The 18,793-nt window shown below is 64.5% G+C and carries 18 protein-coding genes and 2 riboswitches; of the genes, 5 read left to right on the top strand and 13 right to left on the bottom strand.

Going from position 1 to position 18,793, the window contains the following annotated elements; genetic code table 11:
- Nucleotide 1: 1 nt before the first annotated feature.
- The 8 genes from AB4074_RS13040 to AB4074_RS13005 all read right to left on the bottom strand — a co-directional run bounded on the left by AB4074_RS13040 (nucleotide 2) and on the right by AB4074_RS13005 (nucleotide 8,493).
- On the bottom strand, nucleotides 2–2,338 hold the full coding sequence (locus tag AB4074_RS13040; RefSeq protein ID WP_441413750.1) for an FdhF/YdeP family oxidoreductase: 2,337 nt from the start codon (nucleotides 2,336–2,338) through the stop codon (nucleotides 2–4).
- 62 nt (nucleotides 2,339–2,400) lie between these two features.
- Entirely contained in the window at nucleotides 2,401–3,726 is a 1,326-nt protein-coding gene (locus AB4074_RS13035) for a molybdopterin molybdotransferase MoeA (protein ID WP_441413749.1), read from the bottom strand.
- Nucleotides 3,723–4,010, bottom strand: a complete 288-nt coding sequence (locus AB4074_RS13030) for a DUF6457 domain-containing protein (RefSeq protein ID WP_234751566.1) — start codon at nucleotides 4,008–4,010, stop codon at nucleotides 3,723–3,725. Before AB4074_RS13030 ends, AB4074_RS13035 begins: the two co-directional genes overlap by 4 nt.
- 31 nt (nucleotides 4,011–4,041) lie before the next feature.
- Complete coding sequence (gene mobA / locus AB4074_RS13025) at nucleotides 4,042–4,701, bottom strand: molybdenum cofactor guanylyltransferase (protein WP_441413748.1); 660 nt, start codon at nucleotides 4,699–4,701, stop codon at nucleotides 4,042–4,044.
- A gap of 37 nt (nucleotides 4,702–4,738) precedes the next feature.
- Nucleotides 4,739–5,239, bottom strand: a complete 501-nt coding sequence (locus tag AB4074_RS13020; protein WP_441413747.1) for an HNH endonuclease — start codon at nucleotides 5,237–5,239, stop codon at nucleotides 4,739–4,741.
- Nucleotides 5,240–5,560: 321 nt separating this feature from the next.
- A complete protein-coding gene (locus AB4074_RS13015; RefSeq protein WP_441413746.1) occupies nucleotides 5,561–6,325 on the bottom strand; it encodes an NlpC/P60 family protein in 765 nt (254 codons plus the stop codon).
- A 5-nt stretch (nucleotides 6,326–6,330) separates the two neighbouring features.
- Nucleotides 6,331–6,497: riboswitch (cyclic di-AMP (ydaO/yuaA leader) on the bottom strand.
- Between the two features lie 145 nt (nucleotides 6,498–6,642).
- Nucleotides 6,643–7,461, bottom strand: coding sequence for a M23 family metallopeptidase (locus AB4074_RS13010; protein ID WP_441413745.1), 819 nt, complete (start codon nucleotides 7,459–7,461; stop codon nucleotides 6,643–6,645).
- A 2-nt stretch (nucleotides 7,462–7,463) separates the two neighbouring features.
- Nucleotides 7,464–7,671, bottom strand: a riboswitch (cyclic di-AMP (ydaO/yuaA leader).
- Nucleotides 7,672–7,797: 126 nt separating this feature from the next.
- Nucleotides 7,798–8,493, bottom strand: coding sequence for a metal-dependent transcriptional regulator (locus AB4074_RS13005; RefSeq protein WP_441413744.1), 696 nt, complete (start codon nucleotides 8,491–8,493; stop codon nucleotides 7,798–7,800).
- Nucleotides 8,494–8,741: 248 nt separating this feature from the next.
- Here AB4074_RS13005 and serC point away from each other — a divergent pair, with 248 nt between their 5' ends.
- Nucleotides 8,742–9,872: a phosphoserine transaminase gene (serC, locus tag AB4074_RS13000; protein ID WP_441413743.1), complete on the top strand. Its 1,131-nt coding sequence runs from the start codon at nucleotides 8,742–8,744 to the stop codon at nucleotides 9,870–9,872.
- Between the two features lie 21 nt (nucleotides 9,873–9,893).
- Here the strand turns inward: serC and AB4074_RS12995 are convergent, their stop codons facing one another.
- The 3 genes from AB4074_RS12995 to AB4074_RS12985 are packed head-to-tail and all read right to left on the bottom strand — an operon-like array spanning nucleotide 9,894 to nucleotide 12,185.
- Entirely contained in the window at nucleotides 9,894–11,258 is a 1,365-nt protein-coding gene (locus AB4074_RS12995) for an MFS transporter (RefSeq protein WP_441413742.1), read from the bottom strand.
- 44 nt (nucleotides 11,259–11,302) lie between these two features.
- Entirely contained in the window at nucleotides 11,303–11,794 is a 492-nt protein-coding gene (locus AB4074_RS12990) for a DUF3027 domain-containing protein (protein ID WP_441413741.1), read from the bottom strand.
- Between the two features lie 7 nt (nucleotides 11,795–11,801).
- Nucleotides 11,802–12,185 carry a cold-shock protein gene (locus tag AB4074_RS12985; RefSeq protein WP_059388199.1) on the bottom strand — a complete coding sequence of 128 codons (384 nt, stop codon included), beginning with the start codon at nucleotides 12,183–12,185 and terminating at the stop codon, nucleotides 11,802–11,804.
- 246 nt (nucleotides 12,186–12,431) lie between these two features.
- Between AB4074_RS12985 and AB4074_RS12980 the strand changes: the two genes are divergently transcribed.
- From AB4074_RS12980 to AB4074_RS12970, 3 genes are read left to right on the top strand one after another with little or no spacing between them, the layout of a single operon-like run.
- Nucleotides 12,432–12,647 (top strand): hypothetical protein, encoded by a 216-nt coding sequence (locus AB4074_RS12980; RefSeq protein ID WP_441413740.1) that lies wholly within the window; start codon nucleotides 12,432–12,434, stop codon nucleotides 12,645–12,647.
- 49 nt (nucleotides 12,648–12,696) lie between these two features.
- Nucleotides 12,697–15,159 carry a helicase-associated domain-containing protein gene (locus tag AB4074_RS12975; RefSeq protein WP_441413739.1) on the top strand — a complete coding sequence of 821 codons (2,463 nt, stop codon included), beginning with the start codon at nucleotides 12,697–12,699 and terminating at the stop codon, nucleotides 15,157–15,159.
- Nucleotides 15,160–15,169: 10 nt separating this feature from the next.
- Nucleotides 15,170–16,813: a DNA repair helicase XPB gene (locus AB4074_RS12970; protein WP_441413738.1), complete on the top strand. Its 1,644-nt coding sequence runs from the start codon at nucleotides 15,170–15,172 to the stop codon at nucleotides 16,811–16,813.
- Between the two features lie 19 nt (nucleotides 16,814–16,832).
- Here the strand turns inward: AB4074_RS12970 and AB4074_RS12965 are convergent, their stop codons facing one another.
- On the bottom strand, nucleotides 16,833–17,060 hold the full coding sequence (locus AB4074_RS12965; protein WP_441413737.1) for a hypothetical protein: 228 nt from the start codon (nucleotides 17,058–17,060) through the stop codon (nucleotides 16,833–16,835).
- A gap of 71 nt (nucleotides 17,061–17,131) precedes the next feature.
- Nucleotides 17,132–18,040, bottom strand: a complete 909-nt coding sequence (locus tag AB4074_RS12960) for a LysR family transcriptional regulator ArgP (RefSeq protein WP_441413736.1) — start codon at nucleotides 18,038–18,040, stop codon at nucleotides 17,132–17,134.
- A gap of 69 nt (nucleotides 18,041–18,109) precedes the next feature.
- On the opposite strand from AB4074_RS12960, the gene AB4074_RS12955 reads away from it, so the two are divergent.
- Entirely contained in the window at nucleotides 18,110–18,745 is a 636-nt protein-coding gene (locus AB4074_RS12955; RefSeq protein ID WP_441413735.1) for a LysE/ArgO family amino acid transporter, read from the top strand.
- The last annotated feature ends 48 nt before the right edge of the window (nucleotides 18,746–18,793 follow it).

The following is an 18,793-nucleotide window of genomic DNA, read 5'->3' as shown; positions in this document are numbered from 1 at the left end:
CTCAGATACCCACCGTCCCGGCAGCTTCCTTGTGTTCGGCAGCTTCACCGTGCTTGACGAACCGCACCGTCATGGCCTTGTAGCCGGGCGTGTTGGATTCGCGGGCAACGAGTTCCCGGTGGACCAGGGCGTTGGCCTCCGGGAAGTACGCGGCTGCGCAACCCTTGGCCGTGGGGTAGGCAACCAGCCGGAACTTGTCCGCCCGGCGTTCCGTTCCACCGAAAGTGGAGATGACGTCCACCATGTCCCTGTCCTCGAAGCCGAGTTCGCTGAGATCGTCCTCGTGGACCAGGATGACCCGGCGGCCTTCGGAAATGCCCCGGTAGCGGTCGTCCAAGCCGTAGAACGTGGTGTTGTACTGGTCGTGGCTGCGGACCGTCTGGAGGATCAGGTGGCCGGCCGGGGCTTCAAGGTACTCCAGCGGGCTCACGGTGAATCGTGCCTTCCCGATGTCCGTGGCGAACGTGCGGGTGTCGCGTGGTGGATTGGGCAGGACGAAGCCGTTCTTGGTCCGCACCCTTGCGTTGAAGTCCTCGAAACCGGGGATCACCCTGGAGATGTGGTCCCGGATGACGTCGTAGTCCTCGGCCATGGCACGCCAATCCACAGGGTGGTTGTCCCCGAGGACCGCCTGTGCCATGCGTGCGACGATGACAGGTTCGCTGAGCAAATGCTCCGAGATCGGAGTCAAGCGGCCTTGGGTGGAGTGGATGACGGACATGGAGTCTTCCACGGAGAGGATCTGCCGTCCGCCCGGGTGTTTGTCGTCCGTGTCCGTTCGGCCCAGGGTAGGCAGGATCAGGGAGGTCTTGCCGTGCACCACGTGGGCACGGTTGGGCTTGGTGGAAATGTGCACCGTCAACCGGGCCCTCTTGAGCCCTTCCTCCAGCGCGACGGTGTCCGAGCCTGCCGCGGCGAAGTTGCCGCCCATGGAAACGAACACGTCCACCTCACCCTTCTCCAAGGCGTGTTGGGTTTCCACGGAGTCGTACCCGTGCGCCCGGGGCGTCGTGAATCCAAACTCTTTGTCCAAGGCTGCCAGGAAGCCCTCGGAAGGCTTCTCCCAGATGCCCATGGTGCGGTCGCCCTGCACGTTGGAGTGGCCGCGGACGGGACAGGCGCCGGCGCCACGCTTGCCGAAGTTTCCCTGCAAGAGCAGCAGGTTGATGATTTCCCGCAAGGTATCCACGGAGTGGGGCTGCTGGGTCAGGCCCAGCGCCCAGCAAATGATGGTGCCCTTCGAAGCGGCCAGCATGCCGGCCACCTTGGTGATTTCAATGCGGCTCAAGCCCGTGGCGCGTTCCGTCTCGACCCAATCCAGCGCCGCCCGGGCCTCGGCGTAGGCCTCGAAGCCGTCGGTCTGCGCCTCGATGAAGGCGCGATCAACCACTGTTCCCGGCTGCCGCTTCTCCTCCTCCAGCAGGAGGTGGCCCAGCGCCTGGAACAAGGCAAGGTCGCCGCCCACCTTGATCTGCAGGAATTCATCGGCGATGTCCGTGCCACCACCCACCACGCCGTTGAGCGACTGGGGATCCTTGAAGTTCAAGAGCCCGGCTTCCGGCAGAGGATTGACGGCGACGACCTTGCCGCCGTTGTTCTTGCAATCACGCAAGGCGGAGAGCATGCGCGGATGGTTCGTGCCCGGGTTCTGGCCCACGACGAGCACCAGTTGCGCTTCGTGGATGTCTTCCAGCGAGACTGTGCCCTTGCCGATCCCGATGGTCGGGTTGAGGGCGCTCCCAGAGGACTCGTGGCACATGTTCGAGCAGTCGGGCAGGTTGTTGGTGCCCAGGCTGCGGGCAAACAGCTGGTACATGAACGCGGTCTCGTTGGCCGTGCGCCCCGAGGTGTAGAAAACACAGCGGTCCGGCGTCGTGGCATTCACGTGCTCGCCGATCAAGGCGAAAGCATCTGTCCAGCTGATCGGCGAATAGTGTGTGTCGCCAGGGCGGATGACGACCGGCTCGGCAATGCGGCCTTGGCTGCCGAGCCAGTATTCGGTCTTGTCCTCAAGTTCGGCCAGGGAGTGCCGTGCCCAGAACTCCGCATCGACCACGCGAGTGGTGCTCTCCTCGGCGATTGCCTTGGCACCGTTTTCGCAGAACTCGGCCGGACTGCGTTTGCCGGTGATGGACTCCGGCCAGGCGCAGCCGGGACAGTCGAAACCGTCCCGTTGGTTGACGCGGAGCATTGACTTGACGGTCCGGCTGACGCCCGCTTGGGCCCAACCGCGTTCCAATGCCACGGTGACTGCCTTGACGCCCGCAGCGGAGCGCTTTGGTGGGTGGATCTGGAGGTCATCTTCGTTGATGTCCTGCTCGGGTGCATGCCTGTTCATGCCCCCATCATTGCAAGGCCTGACTCTCTAATCCACCCGCGTCCATTCGGCAGCGGAAACTCTCAGCCTGTCAGGGCGCTCCAGTCGACCGGCCCGGACGAAACCTTGCGGGCCGGCTTGGCAGGAGTCTTCTTGGCCTTGTCTTCCGAGGACTTCGGCAGGGGAAGCGGCTGGCCCCACGGCAACGGAAAAGCGGGCACTGCCTCGCCCAGTTGCACGCCGTGCGGCGGCACCACCATGACTCCGTCCGCACTGGCGAGGCCGCGCATCATCCCGGGCCCCGCATGCTGGGCCGGCGACGCCAGGCCGTACACGAACCTGAAGGGAAGCAAGCGCGTGCGTCCGGGATCGGCGTCGAGCATAGCACCGCAAGGAACCTCGCCGACCTCGGGCAGCGCCCTGTGCCCCAGCCCCGCGAGAAGCGGTGCACCGATCGTGAAGAGGACCATCATGGCCGCGAGCGGATTGCCGGGGAGACCCAGCACGAAGCGCCCGTCGGGCAGTTCGGCCAGCACGCCAGGATGTCCCGGACGCATCGCAATTCCGTCAATCAGCAAGCGTCCGCCGAGATCCGCAATGGCCCGCCGGAAGTGGTCGGTCCCCGAGCGGCCGGTTCCACCGGTGGTGATGACGACGTCGGCGGGTGGCGCGTCCGGCGACAGCTCGCCTTCTTCAAGGCCCGAGAGCCATTCTTCATAGGAGTCGCCCACCTTGATTTGCTCGCCGCGGATCCCGCCAAGGAGCTCGACGACGGCGCCAAGCTGGGGACCGAAGGTATCCCTCACCCGCCCGGGGACCGGGACACCCGCGGTCACCACTTCGGAACCGGTCAGGAGCATTTTCACGAGGGGCTTGCCCAGCACGTCGAGTTCATCGCGCCCGGCCAAGGCAGCCAGGGCGAGATGGGCCGGGTTCAGCACGACGCCCGATTTGATCAGCAGCTCGCCCGCCGCAGCTTCTTCTCCCGCGTTGCGGATGTGTTGACCGTTGCGCGGTTCGCCCGGCTTCGCGTTCCCGCCGAGCGCGAGCAGCGGCAAGCCATCTTCGTCCGCGGCCAGGACCCCGCTCTCGCTCCGCAGCACGGCCTTGGCCCCCGGCGGGATCAGGCCACCGGTGGCGATAGGACTCGCTTGGTGCGGTGCCAGCCGCTGGCCGGGTTCGGCGAGGATCCATGGGCCGCTGCCGTTGACCGCCCAGCCATCCATCGCAGAGGACGCATAGTGCGGCAAGTCCTGCAGGGCGTGGACATCCGCGGCCAGGGTCCTGCCGATGGCGTCCTTAAGGGCAACGGGTGCGGCGGGAATGGGCGTGGCGCTATCGAAGGCAAGTTGCCGCGCCTCGGCCCACAAGTGGTCGGCATGCGGGACATGCCCGGGGGCTTCCGTCATCCGGCGTCGGTTCCGGGGTTCGTATAGTCCTTCGCGAGCGTGCGTGCCAGGCCCATGGCGGCATCCATCGACGCAGCTTCAGTGGCTTGTCCCGAACCCGCAGCAAGTCCGGCGGCGAAGCCCGCAATGAAGGTGGTCAAGGGAGCCGCCGGCCGGACCACTGAATGGGCTGCAACGCCTGCCAGGGATAGGATCTCGTTGATGTCGATCTCGACGTCTTCCAGCTCATATGCTTGCAGCAGGCTCCTGCACCATTCCTCGAGCGTTTCTTCCTGGCTCTTCACGATCCGCCTCCACTGTCCGGTACAGCTGTTGTCACGGCAGGTCGCCGTCCACTCCAAGCGCCGCGGCATCGTCCCAGGTATCCACGTCATCGGTGGACCCTGTGGGGACAGGCACGGCCAGCAGATCAAGCCTAGCAAGCAGTCGGAAAACCGCGGCGTTGGCCAGGCCGCCTTGTTCTGCCGCAGCCTGCACTTCCCGTTGTAGAGCGGACACCTGGTAGATCCCGAGCAGCGGCTGTTTCCGGCCATCGGCGGAAATGGACATGGCCCCTTCCGTTTCTTCGTGGCCCGCAAGTTCCTGGAGCAGGACCGGAACGGCGGCGGCGGCCAGGGGCATATCGCAGGCAAGGACGAGGACCCAAGGCGCGTGCTCCGGGGACGGGACCACGCCTTCTTGCGCTTCGCGATCTTGCCCTTCGCCGTCTTGAACTTCTCTGTCTTGCCCCAGGGCGAGGAGTCCGGCTGCGATCGCCGCTGCTGGTCCGGCGTAGGGCGGGTCCTCCCGTGCGGTCAATGTGCCGTCCGGCAAAGTGCCGGGATCCGGCCCGACGACGACGACCCTCCCGGCGCCGCGCGAAGCCGCGACGGCACGCTGAAGGAGGGTGGCGCCGTCGTACTTCAACTGGGCTTTGGGCACGCCGCCGAGGCGGGAGGACTTGCCACCCGCCAATATCACCGCATCAAAGTCCACCCGCCCAGATTACCCGGGAAGCAGGCTCAATTTCCGGTTAGGCCGCCGATTCGGGCAGGAGGAAGGGATCCCATGCCGGCGCAGGTTTCTCAAGCTCCTTGATCTGCCAGATAGTCCCGGTGGGCGCCGCCGGAGTGAACCTCAGTTTCCAGCCCATCTCGGCTGGGGTGTGGTCACTCTTGGCGTTGTTGCAGCGCAAGCACGCTGCCACCAGGTTTTCCCAGGAATCCGCGCCGCCCCTGGATTTGGGGTGGACGTGGTCAATGGTGTGCGCTGCTTTCCCGCAATAGGCGCAACGGTGACCGTCGCGGCGCAAGACGCCGCGGCGTGTAACCGCCGTCATGGTGTTGTACCTCGGCCGGATGTAGCGATTGAGCAGAATCACGGAGGGACGTCCGAGAATCTCCTGTGGCCCGACGACAGGCTCGTCGCCTTCGGCCACTACGCTCGCTTTTCCGGTGAGCACAAGGACCAGCGCCCGGCGGAAGGTCACTACCGCCAGCGGTTCATATCCAGCATTCAGAACGAGTGTGCGCATGCACGTACCTCTTCACGGCCGCACCCGTCAGGGGCGCGAGGGCCGGCTGCCCTCTGCATGTACGGGCTGTGGATCGACAACCTAAGAGTAAACACCCGGAGGCCAGATCAACGAATCCTTGCGGGAGTTCCAGCGCAGTGTCGGTCAAAGTTCATGTGCCGGACACGTAGCCGGAACCTTTCCTAGCACCGAAGGGCTGCTCCTCGAATCGTCCCTTTGAGACTGCCTGGAGCAGTGATTTAGCGCATGCTGGTTAAAACAGAACATCCCCGCCGGCTGACCAGCGGGGATGTTCCAGTGAAGCTATGTAGCCGGAGCTATTTAGCCACCAACGCGGATGAAGACCGGGCCGGAGCCAACGTTGACGCTGTAAAGGGCGGTGGTGCCACCGTTCCAGCCGCCGTGGACTGCCATGCCGTTGCCGACGTAAACGGCGATGTGGGCCATGCCCATGCCACCGTTCTGGTAGTAGACCAAGTCTCCCGGCTGCGCTTCAGCAGCGCTGACCGTACGGCCAAGGGAGAGGTAGTCTGCCGGCCAGCCGTGGAAGTTGATCCCAACAGCGGCCAGGGAGTTCGAAGCCAGGGCGGTGCAGTCCTGGGCAACGCCAAGCTGAGCGTAAGCTGCGGCAGCAATCGCTGCGCCCTTGCCGCTGGCAACCTTCGTGGCGGGTGAAACAGCAGCGGTGACAGAGAGCGTCGAGGCGCCGGTAGCGGCACCCGTCGCAGCCTGCGTGGCCGGAGCAGCTTCCTGCGTGGCAACCGGAGCTGCGACAACCGGAGCAGCTTCGGTGGAGACCGCCGGGCGCTCGTACTTGATGGCGACGGAGGAGTCGGCCGAAATGCTGGCTTGGGCGATGGACTGGACTTCCAGGGCGGAGGTCGAAGTGGACTCGCGGGGGACGTTGGTTTCTGCAGCGTTGGCTGCGATACCGCTAGTAAGCACCAGACCGGAAGCAGCTGCGATAACCGCTGCCTGACGGCCTACGCCACCGGCGTTGCTGCCGACAGTCTTAGCGATAACGGCAAGCGAGTTGGTCTTGGTGACCGCGGCACGGTGGCGCGCAACAGTAGAGCGTGAAGACACGTTAAGAGGCCTCTCCCTATGCCCGCGAGGTAAGCTGTCGGATTCGGATGGGAGTCATCCGGCCACACTTCTCCCTCTCGGAAGTTGTGCGACTTAACCCCAAGGCCATCCGTGAAGATGACCAAAAGTGGGTCCCCCGCCTCTGCCAGACGATGTTTTGCGAACGGAACCTCGAGCAGTGGCAGAGCTAGGCAATCCACTCGAGTGCATCAACTCTCTAAAAGTTGATGCGTCTTAGACGGTACATGAGTTTTGGCTGAATGTCACATTCAGATCACGGAGCGTGACAAGCATGCGAGAGGCTTCCATCGGATTGGCTACAGCCAGCCCAAGGGGTCAACGACGTCGCCGTTGACCATGACTTCAAAGTGGAGGTGGCAGCCCGTGGAGGCGCCCGTGGTGCCGCTCAAAGCAATGACATCGCCGCGGCTGACCGTTTGGCCCACCTGGACGTTGAACGACGACAAATGGTTGTACGTGGTTTCCAGGCCGTTGCCGTGGTCCACCACAATGCGGTTTCCGCCGCCATACGGATGCCAGCCAGCGAAAGTGACCTTACCGGCCGCGGCAGCATGGACCTGGGTGCCGCACTGGGCCACGAAGTCCTGACCTCGGTGAAACTCTCCCAAGCCGCCCGTGATGGGATTCACGCGGTAGCCGAAAGGCGAGGCCGTTGTCAGGGTGTCCAGCGGCGCCCCCAGGGTGCCCTTGGAGGACGACGTCTTGATGCTACCGACGGACTGCGCACTCAAGAGCTGCTTAAGCTTGGTGTCCGGATCTGCAGTGGTGGAAACCGCAGCACGGCTGAAGTCGATCGTGGCGCTCGCCGCGGCCGGAATCTCAGGCTGGCTGCCCACTGCCAAGGCGGTTTGGTTTGACTCGGGCGTGGCCGTCATAGCGCCGGCGCCCGGCAAGGCGACCGTCAGGATGAGGCCCGTAGCGGCAAGGGCCACTCCGGCCTTCTGTCCTGCTCCGCTTGCGGCGGCGAACTCGGCCATCTGCCGCAAGGGACCCTTGCGGCGGCGAAGTTCGCGATGGGGATCGCGGGGCCGGTCGTGCTCGACGGCGGTTGTGCTCCGCAGCACAGCAGTAGGACCGGACGCGCGCCTGCGGCCCCTGGTGTTCTGCGTGGTCAAGGTTTTCCTCTCTGGCAAGCCTGCGAAGTTAGCTGTCGGATTCGGGCCAGAGAGATCGTGGACCCGGTCCGCGCGAAGGGCACGAAACGCAAGGTACCCGGAGGGGCCTTGCGCCGTTTGCACTTCCGCTACGGACTTCACCCCAAGGCCGTCTTTCGACAGCCGATGGTGGTTCCTCCGTTTCTGCCAGTGAATGGACTAATCCACCTGATCCGCTGGCAGAACTCGGCTTCGGATCAGGTAACGCTTTGGTATCGGCGCCAGTATTTAACTATAGGGGATTAAGCCCCCGCGGTAATAATTTCGTTATCTTTGCCGACCGCATCGGCGGGCCGGCTAGGCGACCGTGACAAACACGTGCGACGCAACCTCGGGCGGCAGCTCCAGCGCGCCGTCGATATTGGGCACGCGAACGGAGATGTACTCCCCCACACGTTCCAGGGAAACCCTGGCGCCGGGGCGGATTCCGCCCTCGTCCAGCTGCACCAGAAGTTCAGGCTCCACCTGGATCGGTTCAGCCAGCCGGCTGACGGTGACCCTGTTTTCAGGTGAGTATTCGTTCATCGCTTCAAGAAGGTTGACCACGCCATCCGTAAAGGCGTGGGAGGCGACTCCACCCAGCGCTTCGAGTCCGGGAATGGGGTTGCCATAGGGCGATTCCGTGGGGTGGTCCAGCAGTTCATAGAGCCGCCGTTCCACGCGCTCACTCATGACATGCTCCCAGCGGCACGCTTCATCGTGGACGTAGGCCCAGTCCAGTCCAATCACATCTGCCAGGAGCCGTTCGGCGAGCCGGTGCTTGCGCATGACCTCGGTGGCGCGTTTCCGGCCCGTTTCAGTCAGCTCAAGGTGCCGGTCATTGGACACAATCACCAGGCCGTCGCGCTCCATCCGCCCGATCGTCTGGGAAACGGTGGGGCCGGAGTGCCGCAAGCGCTCGGCGATGCGTGCGCGAAGAGCCACGATGTTCTCTTCTTCAAGCTCCAAAATGGTCCGAAGATACATCTCAGTGGTATCGATCAGATCCGTCATCCAGCTCAGCTCCTCGAGCGCAGTATCTTGCGTATTTTCGCCAGCTCCAAGCTTAGCTTATTTGGAATTACTCCGGATAATTCCGGCGCTTGTCCAGCGCCAGCCGAACAAGTGCTTTCCACGTGGCGGACTATGACAGCTTCGGTTCTGCCCCCGCCTGCGGCGTCAGGCAGAATTGGGGAGTCGAAGGGGCAGCTTGCCACCTGCCACGACCCATCTAGGCCGCTACTTCACCATTGGAGCATCCCGTGAGCGACAACAGCATCACTATCCCCGCCGATTTGCTGCCCAAGGACGGCCGCTTCGGCGCCGGGCCCTCCAAGGTCCGCCCGGAGCAGATCGAGGCGCTCTCCGCCGCCTCGACAACGATCCTCGGCACCTCCCACCGCCAGGCACCGGTCAAGAACCTGGTGGGCTCCGTCCGCGAGGGACTGAGCCAGTTCTTCCGTGTACCCGAGGGCTACGAGGTGATCCTCGGCGTCGGAGGCTCCACCGCGTTCTGGGACGTCGCCAGCTTCGGCCTGGTCGAGAAGAAGGCCCAGCACCTCTCCTTCGGTGAGTTCGGTTCCAAGTTCGCTTCGGCAACCAACAAGGCACCTTTCCTTGAAGCTTCGTCCATTATCAAGTCCGAGCCTGGCACCCGGCCGATTTCCCAGGCCGAAGCTGGCGTGGATGTATACGCATGGCCGCAGAACGAAACTTCGACGGGCGTGGCCGCTCCGGTCAAGCGCGTTCAGGGCAGTGACGACGGCGCCTTGGTCCTGGTGGATGCGACGTCCGCAGCCGGCGGCCTGGATGTTGATGTTGCCGAAGCTGACGTCTACTACTTCGCCCCGCAAAAGAACTTTGCCTCCGACGGCGGCCTGTGGCTGGGACTCTTTTCCCCCGCCGCCCTGGAGCGCGCGGCCCGCATCAAGGCAAGCGGCCGTTGGATCCCCGATTTCCTCGATCTGCAGACGGCTATCGACAACTCGAAGCTCAACCAGACCTACAACACCCCGTCCCTGTCCACCTTGGTGACGTTGGATGCCCAGGTCCAGTGGCTCAACAAGAATGGCGGCCTGGACTTCGCTTCCGGACGCACCGCGGACTCCGCAGGCCGGATCTACGACTGGGCGGAGGCTTCCGAGTACGCCACCCCGTTCGTCGCGAAGGCCGAGGACCGCTCCAATGTCATTGCCACGATCGATTTCGACGACTCGATCGATGCCGCGGCCATCGCCAAGGTGCTGCGCGCCAACGGGATTGTGGACACCGAGCCGTACCGCAAGCTGGGCCGCAACCAGCTGCGCATCGCTACCTTCGTTGCCATCGAGCCGGACGACGTCTCTGCATTGCTCGCCAGCATCGACTTCGTGGTGGGCGAACTGAAGAAGTAAGGGCCTACCGCGTTCCCGCGGTCAGGACTGGTCGGCGTCGTCCGGGAGAGGATCCCGGGCGGCGCTAGCCTCTTTAACAGCGCTAGCCTCTTTAACAGCGCTAGCCTCATTAACAGCGCCACTGGCGCCTTGGGACTCAATACGGAAGAACCGGATGCCGCGAGCGCTGCTATCGAAACGGAGCCGCAGCTGGCGGGCGCGGATGATCCACACGATGCCGACGACGGCGGTGCTGGCGCCCGCGACGGCGGCCACGCCCACAGCCCATCTGGGTCCGGCCACGTTGGACACCCAGCCGACGAACGGTGCGCCGATGGGCGTTCCACCCATAAAGATGGCCATGTAAAGTGCCATGACCCTGCCTCGCATGACGGGTTCCGTGGTGGACTGCACGTAGCCGTTGGCGCTCGTGATCATGGTCAGGGCAAACAGTCCACAGGGAATCAGCGCCAAGGCAAACATGGCGTAGTTCGGAGCCAGGGCGGCCAGTCCGCTCGCGAGGCCGAACCCGCCCGCCGCCGCGAAGATGAGCCGCATGCGTGGCCGCCCTCGCCGGGCGGAAAGCAGTGCTCCTGCGACGGAGCCGATCGCCATGACCGAGTTGAGCAGCCCGAATGCCCCCGCGTCCATACCGAACTCCGTGCCGACCATGGCCGCGATGAAGAGGACGAAGTTCAGGCCGAACGTGCCCATGATGAAAATCGCGACCAGGACAACCACAATGTCCGGGCGATTGCGGACATAGCGAAGCCCTTCACGGATGCGGCCCTTGCCCGCGGCGGCGCGGGGTTGGACACGCAAGGAGGAAAGGGGAATGGCCCGGATCGCGCCAAGCATGGCAAGGAAGGTCAGGGTATTGATCATGAATACCCAGCCCGGCCCCACCGCGACCGTCAACACGCCGGCCACGGCGGGACCGATCATGCGGGCAACGTTGAAGGACGCGCTGTTCAAAGCGACGGCGTTGGAAAGATAGTCGTCCTTGACCAGCTCCGACACGAAGGTCTGGCGCACCGGGGCGTCAAGTGCCGAGACGACGCCAAGCAACAACGCGAACACATAGACATGCCACAACTGCGCTGCACCGCTCAGGACCAGGAGTCCCAGGCCAGTGCTCAGGACCGCCATGGCCGATTGGGTCATGACCAGGAGCCTGCGCCGGCTGTAGCGGTCGGCAAGCAGTCCGGCCCACGGGGCCAGGAAAAGCTGCGGACCCAGTTGAAGGGCCAAGGTCACGCCCATCGCGCCGGCATCGTGGTTGCTCAGATGGGCGAAAACCAGCCAATCCTGGGCCGTCCGTTGCATCCACGTGCCGATATTGGAAATAAGCGCACCGATGAACCAAATGCGGTAGTTAAGGACACCGAGCGATTTGAAGGTGGACATCAGTTTCCACCTTCGGGGAATTCACTCGCCGGGTCCGCCAAGGGCTAGTCAGCCTCGATGTCGTCGGCGTCGTCGTTCTCTTGTTCGTCACCGGAGGTGGCGACGTCCTCGTCGGAGGGGCCGCCGTCGTCGTCCGCGTCAACGGGAACGCCAGCCTCGTCCGCCAATTCTTCGGCCTCGGTAGCCTCGTCCTCGGGACGGACGCGCTTTGCCCAAGGCACCCATTCGGGAGCGAGGATGGAGTCCTCCGAAGGCAGCAGGCCAAGCTCGCTGACCGTGACCACTTTGGAGCGCGAGTTGCGGGTCACGACGGCGTACCACTGCCAACCGCCGTAGCCGGCCAGCCGCGATTCGAACAGGTGCGTGACCACGCGTTCGCCCTCGGAGCGCGCGGCGATGTGGGGTCCGATTTCGGCCGGTTTTGCAATGGTCTCGACGGCGTTACGGGCGACGTCGACGGCGGCCGCAAGGAAAGCGTCCGGCTTGCCGACGCGCCACACAGGAAGGCCGGTGCGGGGTTTCGCCGTTGATGTCATGGCAGGTTTAGGCTTCCAGCTCGTCGGCAACCTTGCGCAGGGCTGCGGCGATGGCCTTGCCCTTGGCGCCTTCAGGGTACTTACCGGCGGACAACGTGCCGGAGAGGTTGTCCAGGACAGAGACGAGGTCCTGGACTACCGGAGCGAGCTCGCGGGCGTTCATACGCTTGGCTTTGGCGATGGATGGCAACTTATCCAGCACGCGGAGTCCCAGCGCCTGGGCGCCCCGGCGACCGTCGGCGACGCCGAACTCAACCCGGGTGCCCGCCTTGAGATCCGCTACACCTTCGGGCAGTGCGGATTTGGGCAGAAATACTTCCTGGCCGTCCTCTGCTGCGAGGAATCCGAAGCCTTTTTCCTTGTCATACCACTTGACCTTGCCGGTGGGCACGTAATCAACCTTCTTCGTTCTTACTTGCGAGACACGGCCGGCGCCCGCCACCGCATCCGCAGGGTACTGCGGGAATAGGGGTAACTGCCTTGACCGTGTTGGTCTGTTGCTTCAAGGTTATCCTGCCCGGCAGCGGATTCGCGCTTTGAGACCCCCGCAGGCAGGTCCTGCCGCCTTTTGTCCGCAACCGAACTGCACCCTGGCCCGGAACAGGGGATGCGGCCCGGGACTGTTAGCGTTGCTTCCATGATTCCCCACGACTTCCGCCGCCCGCTCACCATCGTTGCCGCAGTCGTCGCAGTCCTTTCCCTGGCGGCCGTCGTCGCCGTCATGGCGGTCGCTTTCGCCGACGGAGTGGCACCGGTCTGGGTCACGTCCACCGCTCTCTACGGGCTGCCGCTCGCCTTCATTTTGATGGCCGCGTTGGTGGTTGACTCTGTCTGGGCACGGCGTCGTCAATGAGCAGCCGGAAAGCCCGACGGCGGACCCGGCTGGCTGTAACGTTGAACTGATGTCCCTCATTCGCGCGCTCAGCAAGGAACTGGAAGCGCGCAGCGATGATTCGCTGCGGGCCCTGTTTGCCGCGCGGCCGGACCTCATCTCCCCCGTGGTCCCGGACTTCGCTGCACTCGCGGCGCGGGCAAGTGCCCGGGTCAGCGTGCAGCGCGCCCTGGAACGGCTCAACAAACCGGAGATGCAAGTACTCGAGACGCTCCACCTGTGCACCAACACCGACACTGGCCACAGCGTCTCCGCGACGGGACTGAAGAAGTGCATCAACGGCGCCACCCTTGCCGCGCTCGAGCCGATCCTGAACAAACTCCAGGAACTGGCCCTCATCCACCGGGCCGATCCGCCGGCTACGGTGCACAATCCAGGCCGGCAGCGTTTCTACTTGCCGGTGGGCAGCCTCAAGGACGTCATCGGCATCTACCCGGCCGGTTTGGGCCGCAGCTACACCGAGTTGGTGCGGCTGCAACCGGCCTTCGCCCAGCGCGTGGTGCACCTCGTTGCCGAACTCCACCAAAGCGGAGCCAATATCCTGGCCGCGACGACGCCCATGGAGGCGGCGCTGGCGCTGCAACGTTGGACATCGACGCCGGAGAACCTTCAGCACATCCTGTCCGAGGCACCTGTACGGACGCGTCCGCTTTTGAACAAGTTCGGCAACTGGGCCATGGGCGCCGTTCCCCAGGCCCAGCGCAAGGCTTCCGTGCTCCATGAAGGCCGCGACGTCGGTCCCGTGGACTGGCTCTTGGCCCGAGGTTTGCTCGTCCCCCTGGACGCCGGCCACGTTGAGCTCCCACACAGCGTCGGCCTATCCCTGCGCGGCGGCGCGATCGTGGACCACTTCACCTTGAAGCCTCCCGTTCCTGAACTGGGCCAGACGAGTGCAGCTTTGCGCCGGAATGCCGCCATGGGTGCCATCGCCGAAGCGCTTCGGCTGGTGGGCGACCTCCTGTACGCGGTCCGCGAGCAGCCGGTGGTTACCCTGCGCAGTGGAGGGGTGGGCGTGCGTGAACTCAAACGCCTGGCCGATAGCCTTCGCCTGGGGTTGTCCGAGACCGCCCTGATCCTCGAGCTCAGTGCCTTGTCAGGATTGTTGCGGCTCGATGTAGACAGTTCCACCTGGGTGCAACCGCCATCGGTGGAATGGCTCACGCTCCCCCGCCAGGAACAGTGGCTCTGGCTCGTCAACGCCTGGCTCGCGAGCGAGCGCGCTCCTTCCCTCGTGGGACAAACCCTCCCCGGGCCTGCCACCACGGCACCCCGATCCGGCTCTCCGGCAAGTTCAATCAACGCCCTTTCCGCCGAGGCCCAACGCCCTGACGCCCCGCTGGTCCGCAAACGGATCCTGGAGATCCTCGAAGAGCTCACCCTCGAAGTAGAAGCACCGGACGGCAAGGCTCCCGTGCTCAACGCCGAAGCCGTCATGGAACGCGCGGAATGGGCCCAGCCCCGGATGTCTCGACGGTTCAGCTCCCTTGTCCGCGGAATCCTGCACGAAGCCGAACTCCTCGGGCTCATGGGCTCCGGCGCCCTGACCCAGCTTGGTTCGGCGATCGCCACCGAACAGCCCGAGCTGGCCCTCAGTATCCTCGGCGAACACCTGCCCGCGGCCGTCAATCATGTCCTGCTCCAAGCCGACCTGACCGCCGTCGCCCCGGGGTACCTGGCACCTGAACTGAGCGAAAAACTGCTCTTGATCGCCGACGCCGAAGGCCAGGGCCCGGCCACGATCTTCCGCTTCTCCGGAGATTCGATCCGCCGCGCGTTGGACGCCGGCCAGGATGCGGAAACCATCCTCGCGTTCCTGCACACCCACTCCGCCACCGATGTTCCCCAACCGCTCCGCTACTTGATCAAGGACATCGCCTCCAGGCACGGCCGGCTGCGTGTCGCCAGCAGCCCCAGTTTCATCCAAAGCGACGACGAGGCCGCCATCGCCGAGCTCGTTCGGGAGCCGGGAGCCGCGAGCCTGGGACTTGTCCGGATCGCCCCCACAGTACTGACCTCCGCCGCGAGCCCCCGGGAGACCGCGAGGGTGCTGCGCGAGCTGGGACTCTCGCCTGCCGTGCAGGAGGCGGAGACCGCCGTCGTGCGCTACAAGAGGACGACGGCCGTGGCCGGGGGCGTCCGCCCCGTTTACACTGCGCCCCGCATTGCACCGCCGGACGACGACGTCGACGCCCAGCTCGCGGTGCTGAGGCACCATCGCGCGGTCCATGGCGAATCGACCGGCGAGGCGGCAACGCAACTAGGACTCGAAACCCTGCAGAGGGCCATCCGACTGAAGCAAGCGGTCACCATGAACGTGGTGGACGGCTTGGGGAATTCCAATACCGAAACCGTCGTTCCGGTATCAGTGTCGGGAGGACGCGTCAGGGTGTTCGACGCCGCCAGGGATACCGAAAGAGTCTTGTCCATCCACCGCATCATCGATGTGGAGCCCGCGGGCGATCCGCACAAGTGAGGAAGCAATAGTGAGCGACGGTCCGCTGATCGTACAGAGCGACAAAACCATCCTGCTGGAAGTCGACCACGAGCTCGCTACCGAGGCACGGCATGCGATTGCGGCGTTCGCCGAGCTGGAGCGTGCCCCCGAACACGTCCACAGCTACCGGCTCACCCCTCTGGGCCTCTGGAATGCGCGCGCCGCAGGACTGGACGCCGAAAAAGTCCTCGACACGCTCCTGCGCTACTCCCGCTTCCCGGTGCCGCACTCTTTGCTGATCGACATCGAAGAGACGATGTCCCGCTACGGCCGCTTGCGCCTCGAAAAGGATCCGCAGCACGGACTGGTCATGCGCACCACCGACTACCCCGTCCTCGAGGAAGTCATCCGGGCCAAGAAAATCGCACCCTTGCTGGGGCCGAGGATCGACGGCGAAACCGTGGTGGTGCATTCCTCCCAGCGGGGACAGCTCAAGCAATTGCTGCTCAAGCTCGGATGGCCGGCCGAGGACCTCGCAGGCTACGTAGACGGCACTCCGCACCTGATCGCCCTGAACGAGGACGGTTGGCACCTGCGGCCATACCAGAAGCTCGCCACGGAGAACTTCTGGGCGGGCGGCAGCGGCGTCGTCGTGCTGCCCTGCGGTGCGGGCAAGACCTTGGTGGGGGCCGCAGCCATGGCTACCAGCTCCACCACCACGCTGATCCTGGTCACCAACACTGTCGCGGCCCGGCAATGGAAGGACGAGCTCCTCAAACGGACGTCACTGACGGAGCAGGAGATCGGCGAGTATTCGGGCGCGGTCAAGGAAGTCCGACCCGTCACGATCGCCACCTACCAGGTCCTGACCACGAAACGCGGAGGCCTTTACCCGCACTTGGAACTCGTGGACGGGCACGACTGGGGACTCATCATCTACGACGAGGTCCATCTTCTGCCGGCTCCGATCTTCCGGATGACGGCGGACCTGCAGGCCCGGAGGCGTCTCGGGCTCACTGCGACCCTTGTGCGTGAGGATGGTCGCGAGGGTGAGGTCTTCAGTTTGATCGGCCCCAAGCGCTACGACGCACCGTGGAAAGACATCGAAGCCCAGGGCTACATTGCGCCGGCGGACTGCGTGGAAGTGCGGGTAGACCTGCCCCGGGACGAGCGCGTGGCCTACGCGATGGCGGAGGATGCGGACAAGTACCGGCTCTGCGCGACGTCGGAGACCAAGACCCACTTGGTGGAGCAGCTCGTCGCCTTGCACCAGGGCGAGCCGCTGCTGGTGATCGGCCAATACATCGACCAGTTGGATGAGATCGGCGAGCGTTTGGACGCTCCCGTGATCAAGGGCGATACAACAGTCAAGGTGCGGCAGAAGCTGTTCGATGCCTTCCGCGCCGGTGACATCAAGACCCTCGTGGTGTCCAAAGTGGCCAACTTCTCGATCGACCTGCCCGAGGCTTCCGTGGCGATCCAGGTATCGGGATCTTTCGGTTCCCGCCAGGAAGAGGCTCAACGATTGGGGCGCTTGCTTCGCCCCAAGCAGGACGGCCGTGCGGCACGCTTCTATTCCTTGGTGGCCAGGGACACCCTCGACCAGGACTTCGCCGCCAAACGGCAACGGTTCCTCGCCGAACAGGGCTACGCCTACCGGATCATGGACGCCAAGGACGTACCCGCCGCGTAGGGGCTGGTCAATTTAAGGGCTAGGCAACCAGCTGTTGCGTGCGCTCCTGGTGCTCCGCTGCTTGCAGCACGACGGCGTCGACCACAGCCCAGGAGTCCTCGTCTTTGAGCTGCGCATCGGCAAAGCGTTCAGCGGCGGAGCGGTCGCTGAACGCCTCGAGCTCGATGCGTTCAGAGTGCGTGTCCAGGTAGCTGACATGGAATTCGACGTTTTGAATTTCAACGCGTGAATCTTGTTTGTTTTCCATGGCTCAAGTGTGAAACGGGGCTCCGACAATTTAGGACTGTGCCCGCGGCGTGTTGGCTTTTGGCCCGCTTGTCAGGCCCTGCGCAGCACTTCCGCAGCGGTGCTCCGGACCGCCTCAGTCACGGCGTCCAGGATCCGCGACGGTGTCCGCCACCGTTGCCAGTACAAGGGCACATCCAAGGGCTGCTCGGGCGCGAGTTCCACCAAGTCTCCGTCGGCTATCTCCCGGCCGCATTGAGGTTCAGGCAGCAGTCCCCACCCGAGCCCCAAGCGAATGGCCTCGGCAAACTCCTGGCTGGACGGAACATAGTGGCGCGGGCCTGCCGGCTCCATCCCACGCCCAGCCCCGCCGAGGAGTTCCAGGAAACGATGTTGGTACTCGTCCTTGCGGTCGAAGTCCACGGCCGGAGCTGCGCCCAGCGCGGCGACATCGACCCCGTCGGGAAGCCACCGCGCCCTGAATTCCGGCGTAGTGACAGCACGGTATCGCATGCTCCCCAGCGGCTCCACCCGGCAGCCCTGTACCGGCTCGGGAGTCGCTGTCACGGCGGCCATCACCGTTCCGGCGCGCAGCATGGACGTGGAATACTGCTCGTCGTCCCGGTGAAGATCGAAGACGGCGTTCAGCTCCGCAGGGACCTTTGTGAGTGCCCTGAGGAACCAGACGGACAAGGAATCCGCGTTGACCACTATCGGGACCGAAACCATCGGCGACTCGCCCGGCAGGCCCAGTTCGAGCTCGGCGTCGGCCTCCAACTGGGCGAGCTGCTGCGCCAATCTGAGCACCACATGTCCCGACTCCGTGGCCTGGACTGGATTGCTGCGCTGCAGCAATACCCTTCCGGACGCTTGTTCAAGCGCCTTGAGACGCTGGGAGACCGCCGACGGCGTGATGTTCAGTGACCGGGCGGCGGCGTCGAGGGTGCCTTCCGTGAGCACGGCGGCGAAGGTGTGCAACTGTTCGGAAGAGAATCTTGACATAAGATGATCTTACGATGCCTAAGAATATTTAGCTGGACTAATGTTGATGGTGAAACTTAGCCTCGAAGAATGAACTCCCACGACGTCTTCCACGCTGCCGGCTTGGGCCTCGGCACAGGCCTGGCCCTCATTGTTGCCATTGGCGCCCAAAATGCTTTCGTCCTGCGGCAAGGAATCCGCGGCGAACATATCGGCGCAATCGTTGCAGTGTGCGCCATCTCGGACGCCGCGCTCATCGCGGCCGGGGTACTCGGCACAGGCGCCCTGCTCACCGCGGCGCCTGCCGCCGTCGTCGTTCTCCGCTATGTCGGCGCGGCATTCCTGGTGACGTACGGCGTGATGGCGGCACGGCGGATCCTCAAGCCGCAAGCCCTCGTGTCCGCGGAGCCCGGGCCTTCGGGTACCGGTCGAAGCGGACTGGCGGCAGCGCTGGCAACCGTCACGGCACTGACATGGCTCAACCCCCATGTCTACCTGGACACTGTCTTGCTCCTGGGATCCGTGGCGAACGCGCAAGGGCCCGGGCTGCAGTGGTGGTTCGGCGGCGGAGCCATGCTGGGCAGCGTTCTGTGGTTCTGTTCACTCGGGTTCGGCGCGAAACTGCTGCGTGGATTCTTTGCGCGGCCGGCGTCCTGGCGGATCCTCGACGGCGGGATTGCCGTCACCATGGTGGGACTCGGCGTCGGGCTCGCTCTCGGCACTTAGCCCGGGCCCACAACCAAGACACCACGATAATTCTCACAACAAGCATCC

Source organism: Arthrobacter sp. 2MCAF14 (genome assembly GCF_052115645.1).
GTDB lineage: Bacteria > Actinomycetota > Actinomycetes > Actinomycetales > Micrococcaceae > Arthrobacter.
This window is presented reverse-complemented; position numbering and strand designations above follow the sequence as displayed.

What these genes read in the sequence shown, in the direction of transcription:
- AB4074_RS13040 (WP_441413750.1), bottom strand. Translation starts at nt 2,338, where the DNA reads ATGAACAGGCATGCACCCGAGCAGGACATCAACGAAGATGACCTCCAG.
- AB4074_RS13035 (WP_441413749.1), bottom strand. Translation starts at nt 3,726, where the DNA reads ATGACGGAAGCCCCCGGGCATGTCCCGCATGCCGACCACTTGTGGGCC.
- AB4074_RS13020 (WP_441413747.1), bottom strand. Translation starts at nt 5,239, where the DNA reads ATGCGCACACTCGTTCTGAATGCTGGATATGAACCGCTGGCGGTAGTG.
- AB4074_RS13005 (WP_441413744.1), bottom strand. Translation starts at nt 8,493, where the DNA reads ATGACGGATCTGATCGATACCACTGAGATGTATCTTCGGACCATTTTG.
- AB4074_RS12995 (WP_441413742.1), bottom strand. Translation starts at nt 11,258, where the DNA reads ATGTCCACCTTCAAATCGCTCGGTGTCCTTAACTACCGCATTTGGTTC.
- AB4074_RS12990 (WP_441413741.1), bottom strand. Translation starts at nt 11,794, where the DNA reads ATGACATCAACGGCGAAACCCCGCACCGGCCTTCCTGTGTGGCGCGTC.
- AB4074_RS12980 (WP_441413740.1), top strand. Translation starts at nt 12,432, where the DNA reads ATGATTCCCCACGACTTCCGCCGCCCGCTCACCATCGTTGCCGCAGTC.
- AB4074_RS12975 (WP_441413739.1), top strand. Translation starts at nt 12,697, where the DNA reads ATGTCCCTCATTCGCGCGCTCAGCAAGGAACTGGAAGCGCGCAGCGAT.
- AB4074_RS12965 (WP_441413737.1), bottom strand. Translation starts at nt 17,060, where the DNA reads ATGGAAAACAAACAAGATTCACGCGTTGAAATTCAAAACGTCGAATTC.
- AB4074_RS12960 (WP_441413736.1), bottom strand. Translation starts at nt 18,040, where the DNA reads ATGTCAAGATTCTCTTCCGAACAGTTGCACACCTTCGCCGCCGTGCTC.
- AB4074_RS12955 (WP_441413735.1), top strand. Translation starts at nt 18,110, where the DNA reads ATGAACTCCCACGACGTCTTCCACGCTGCCGGCTTGGGCCTCGGCACA.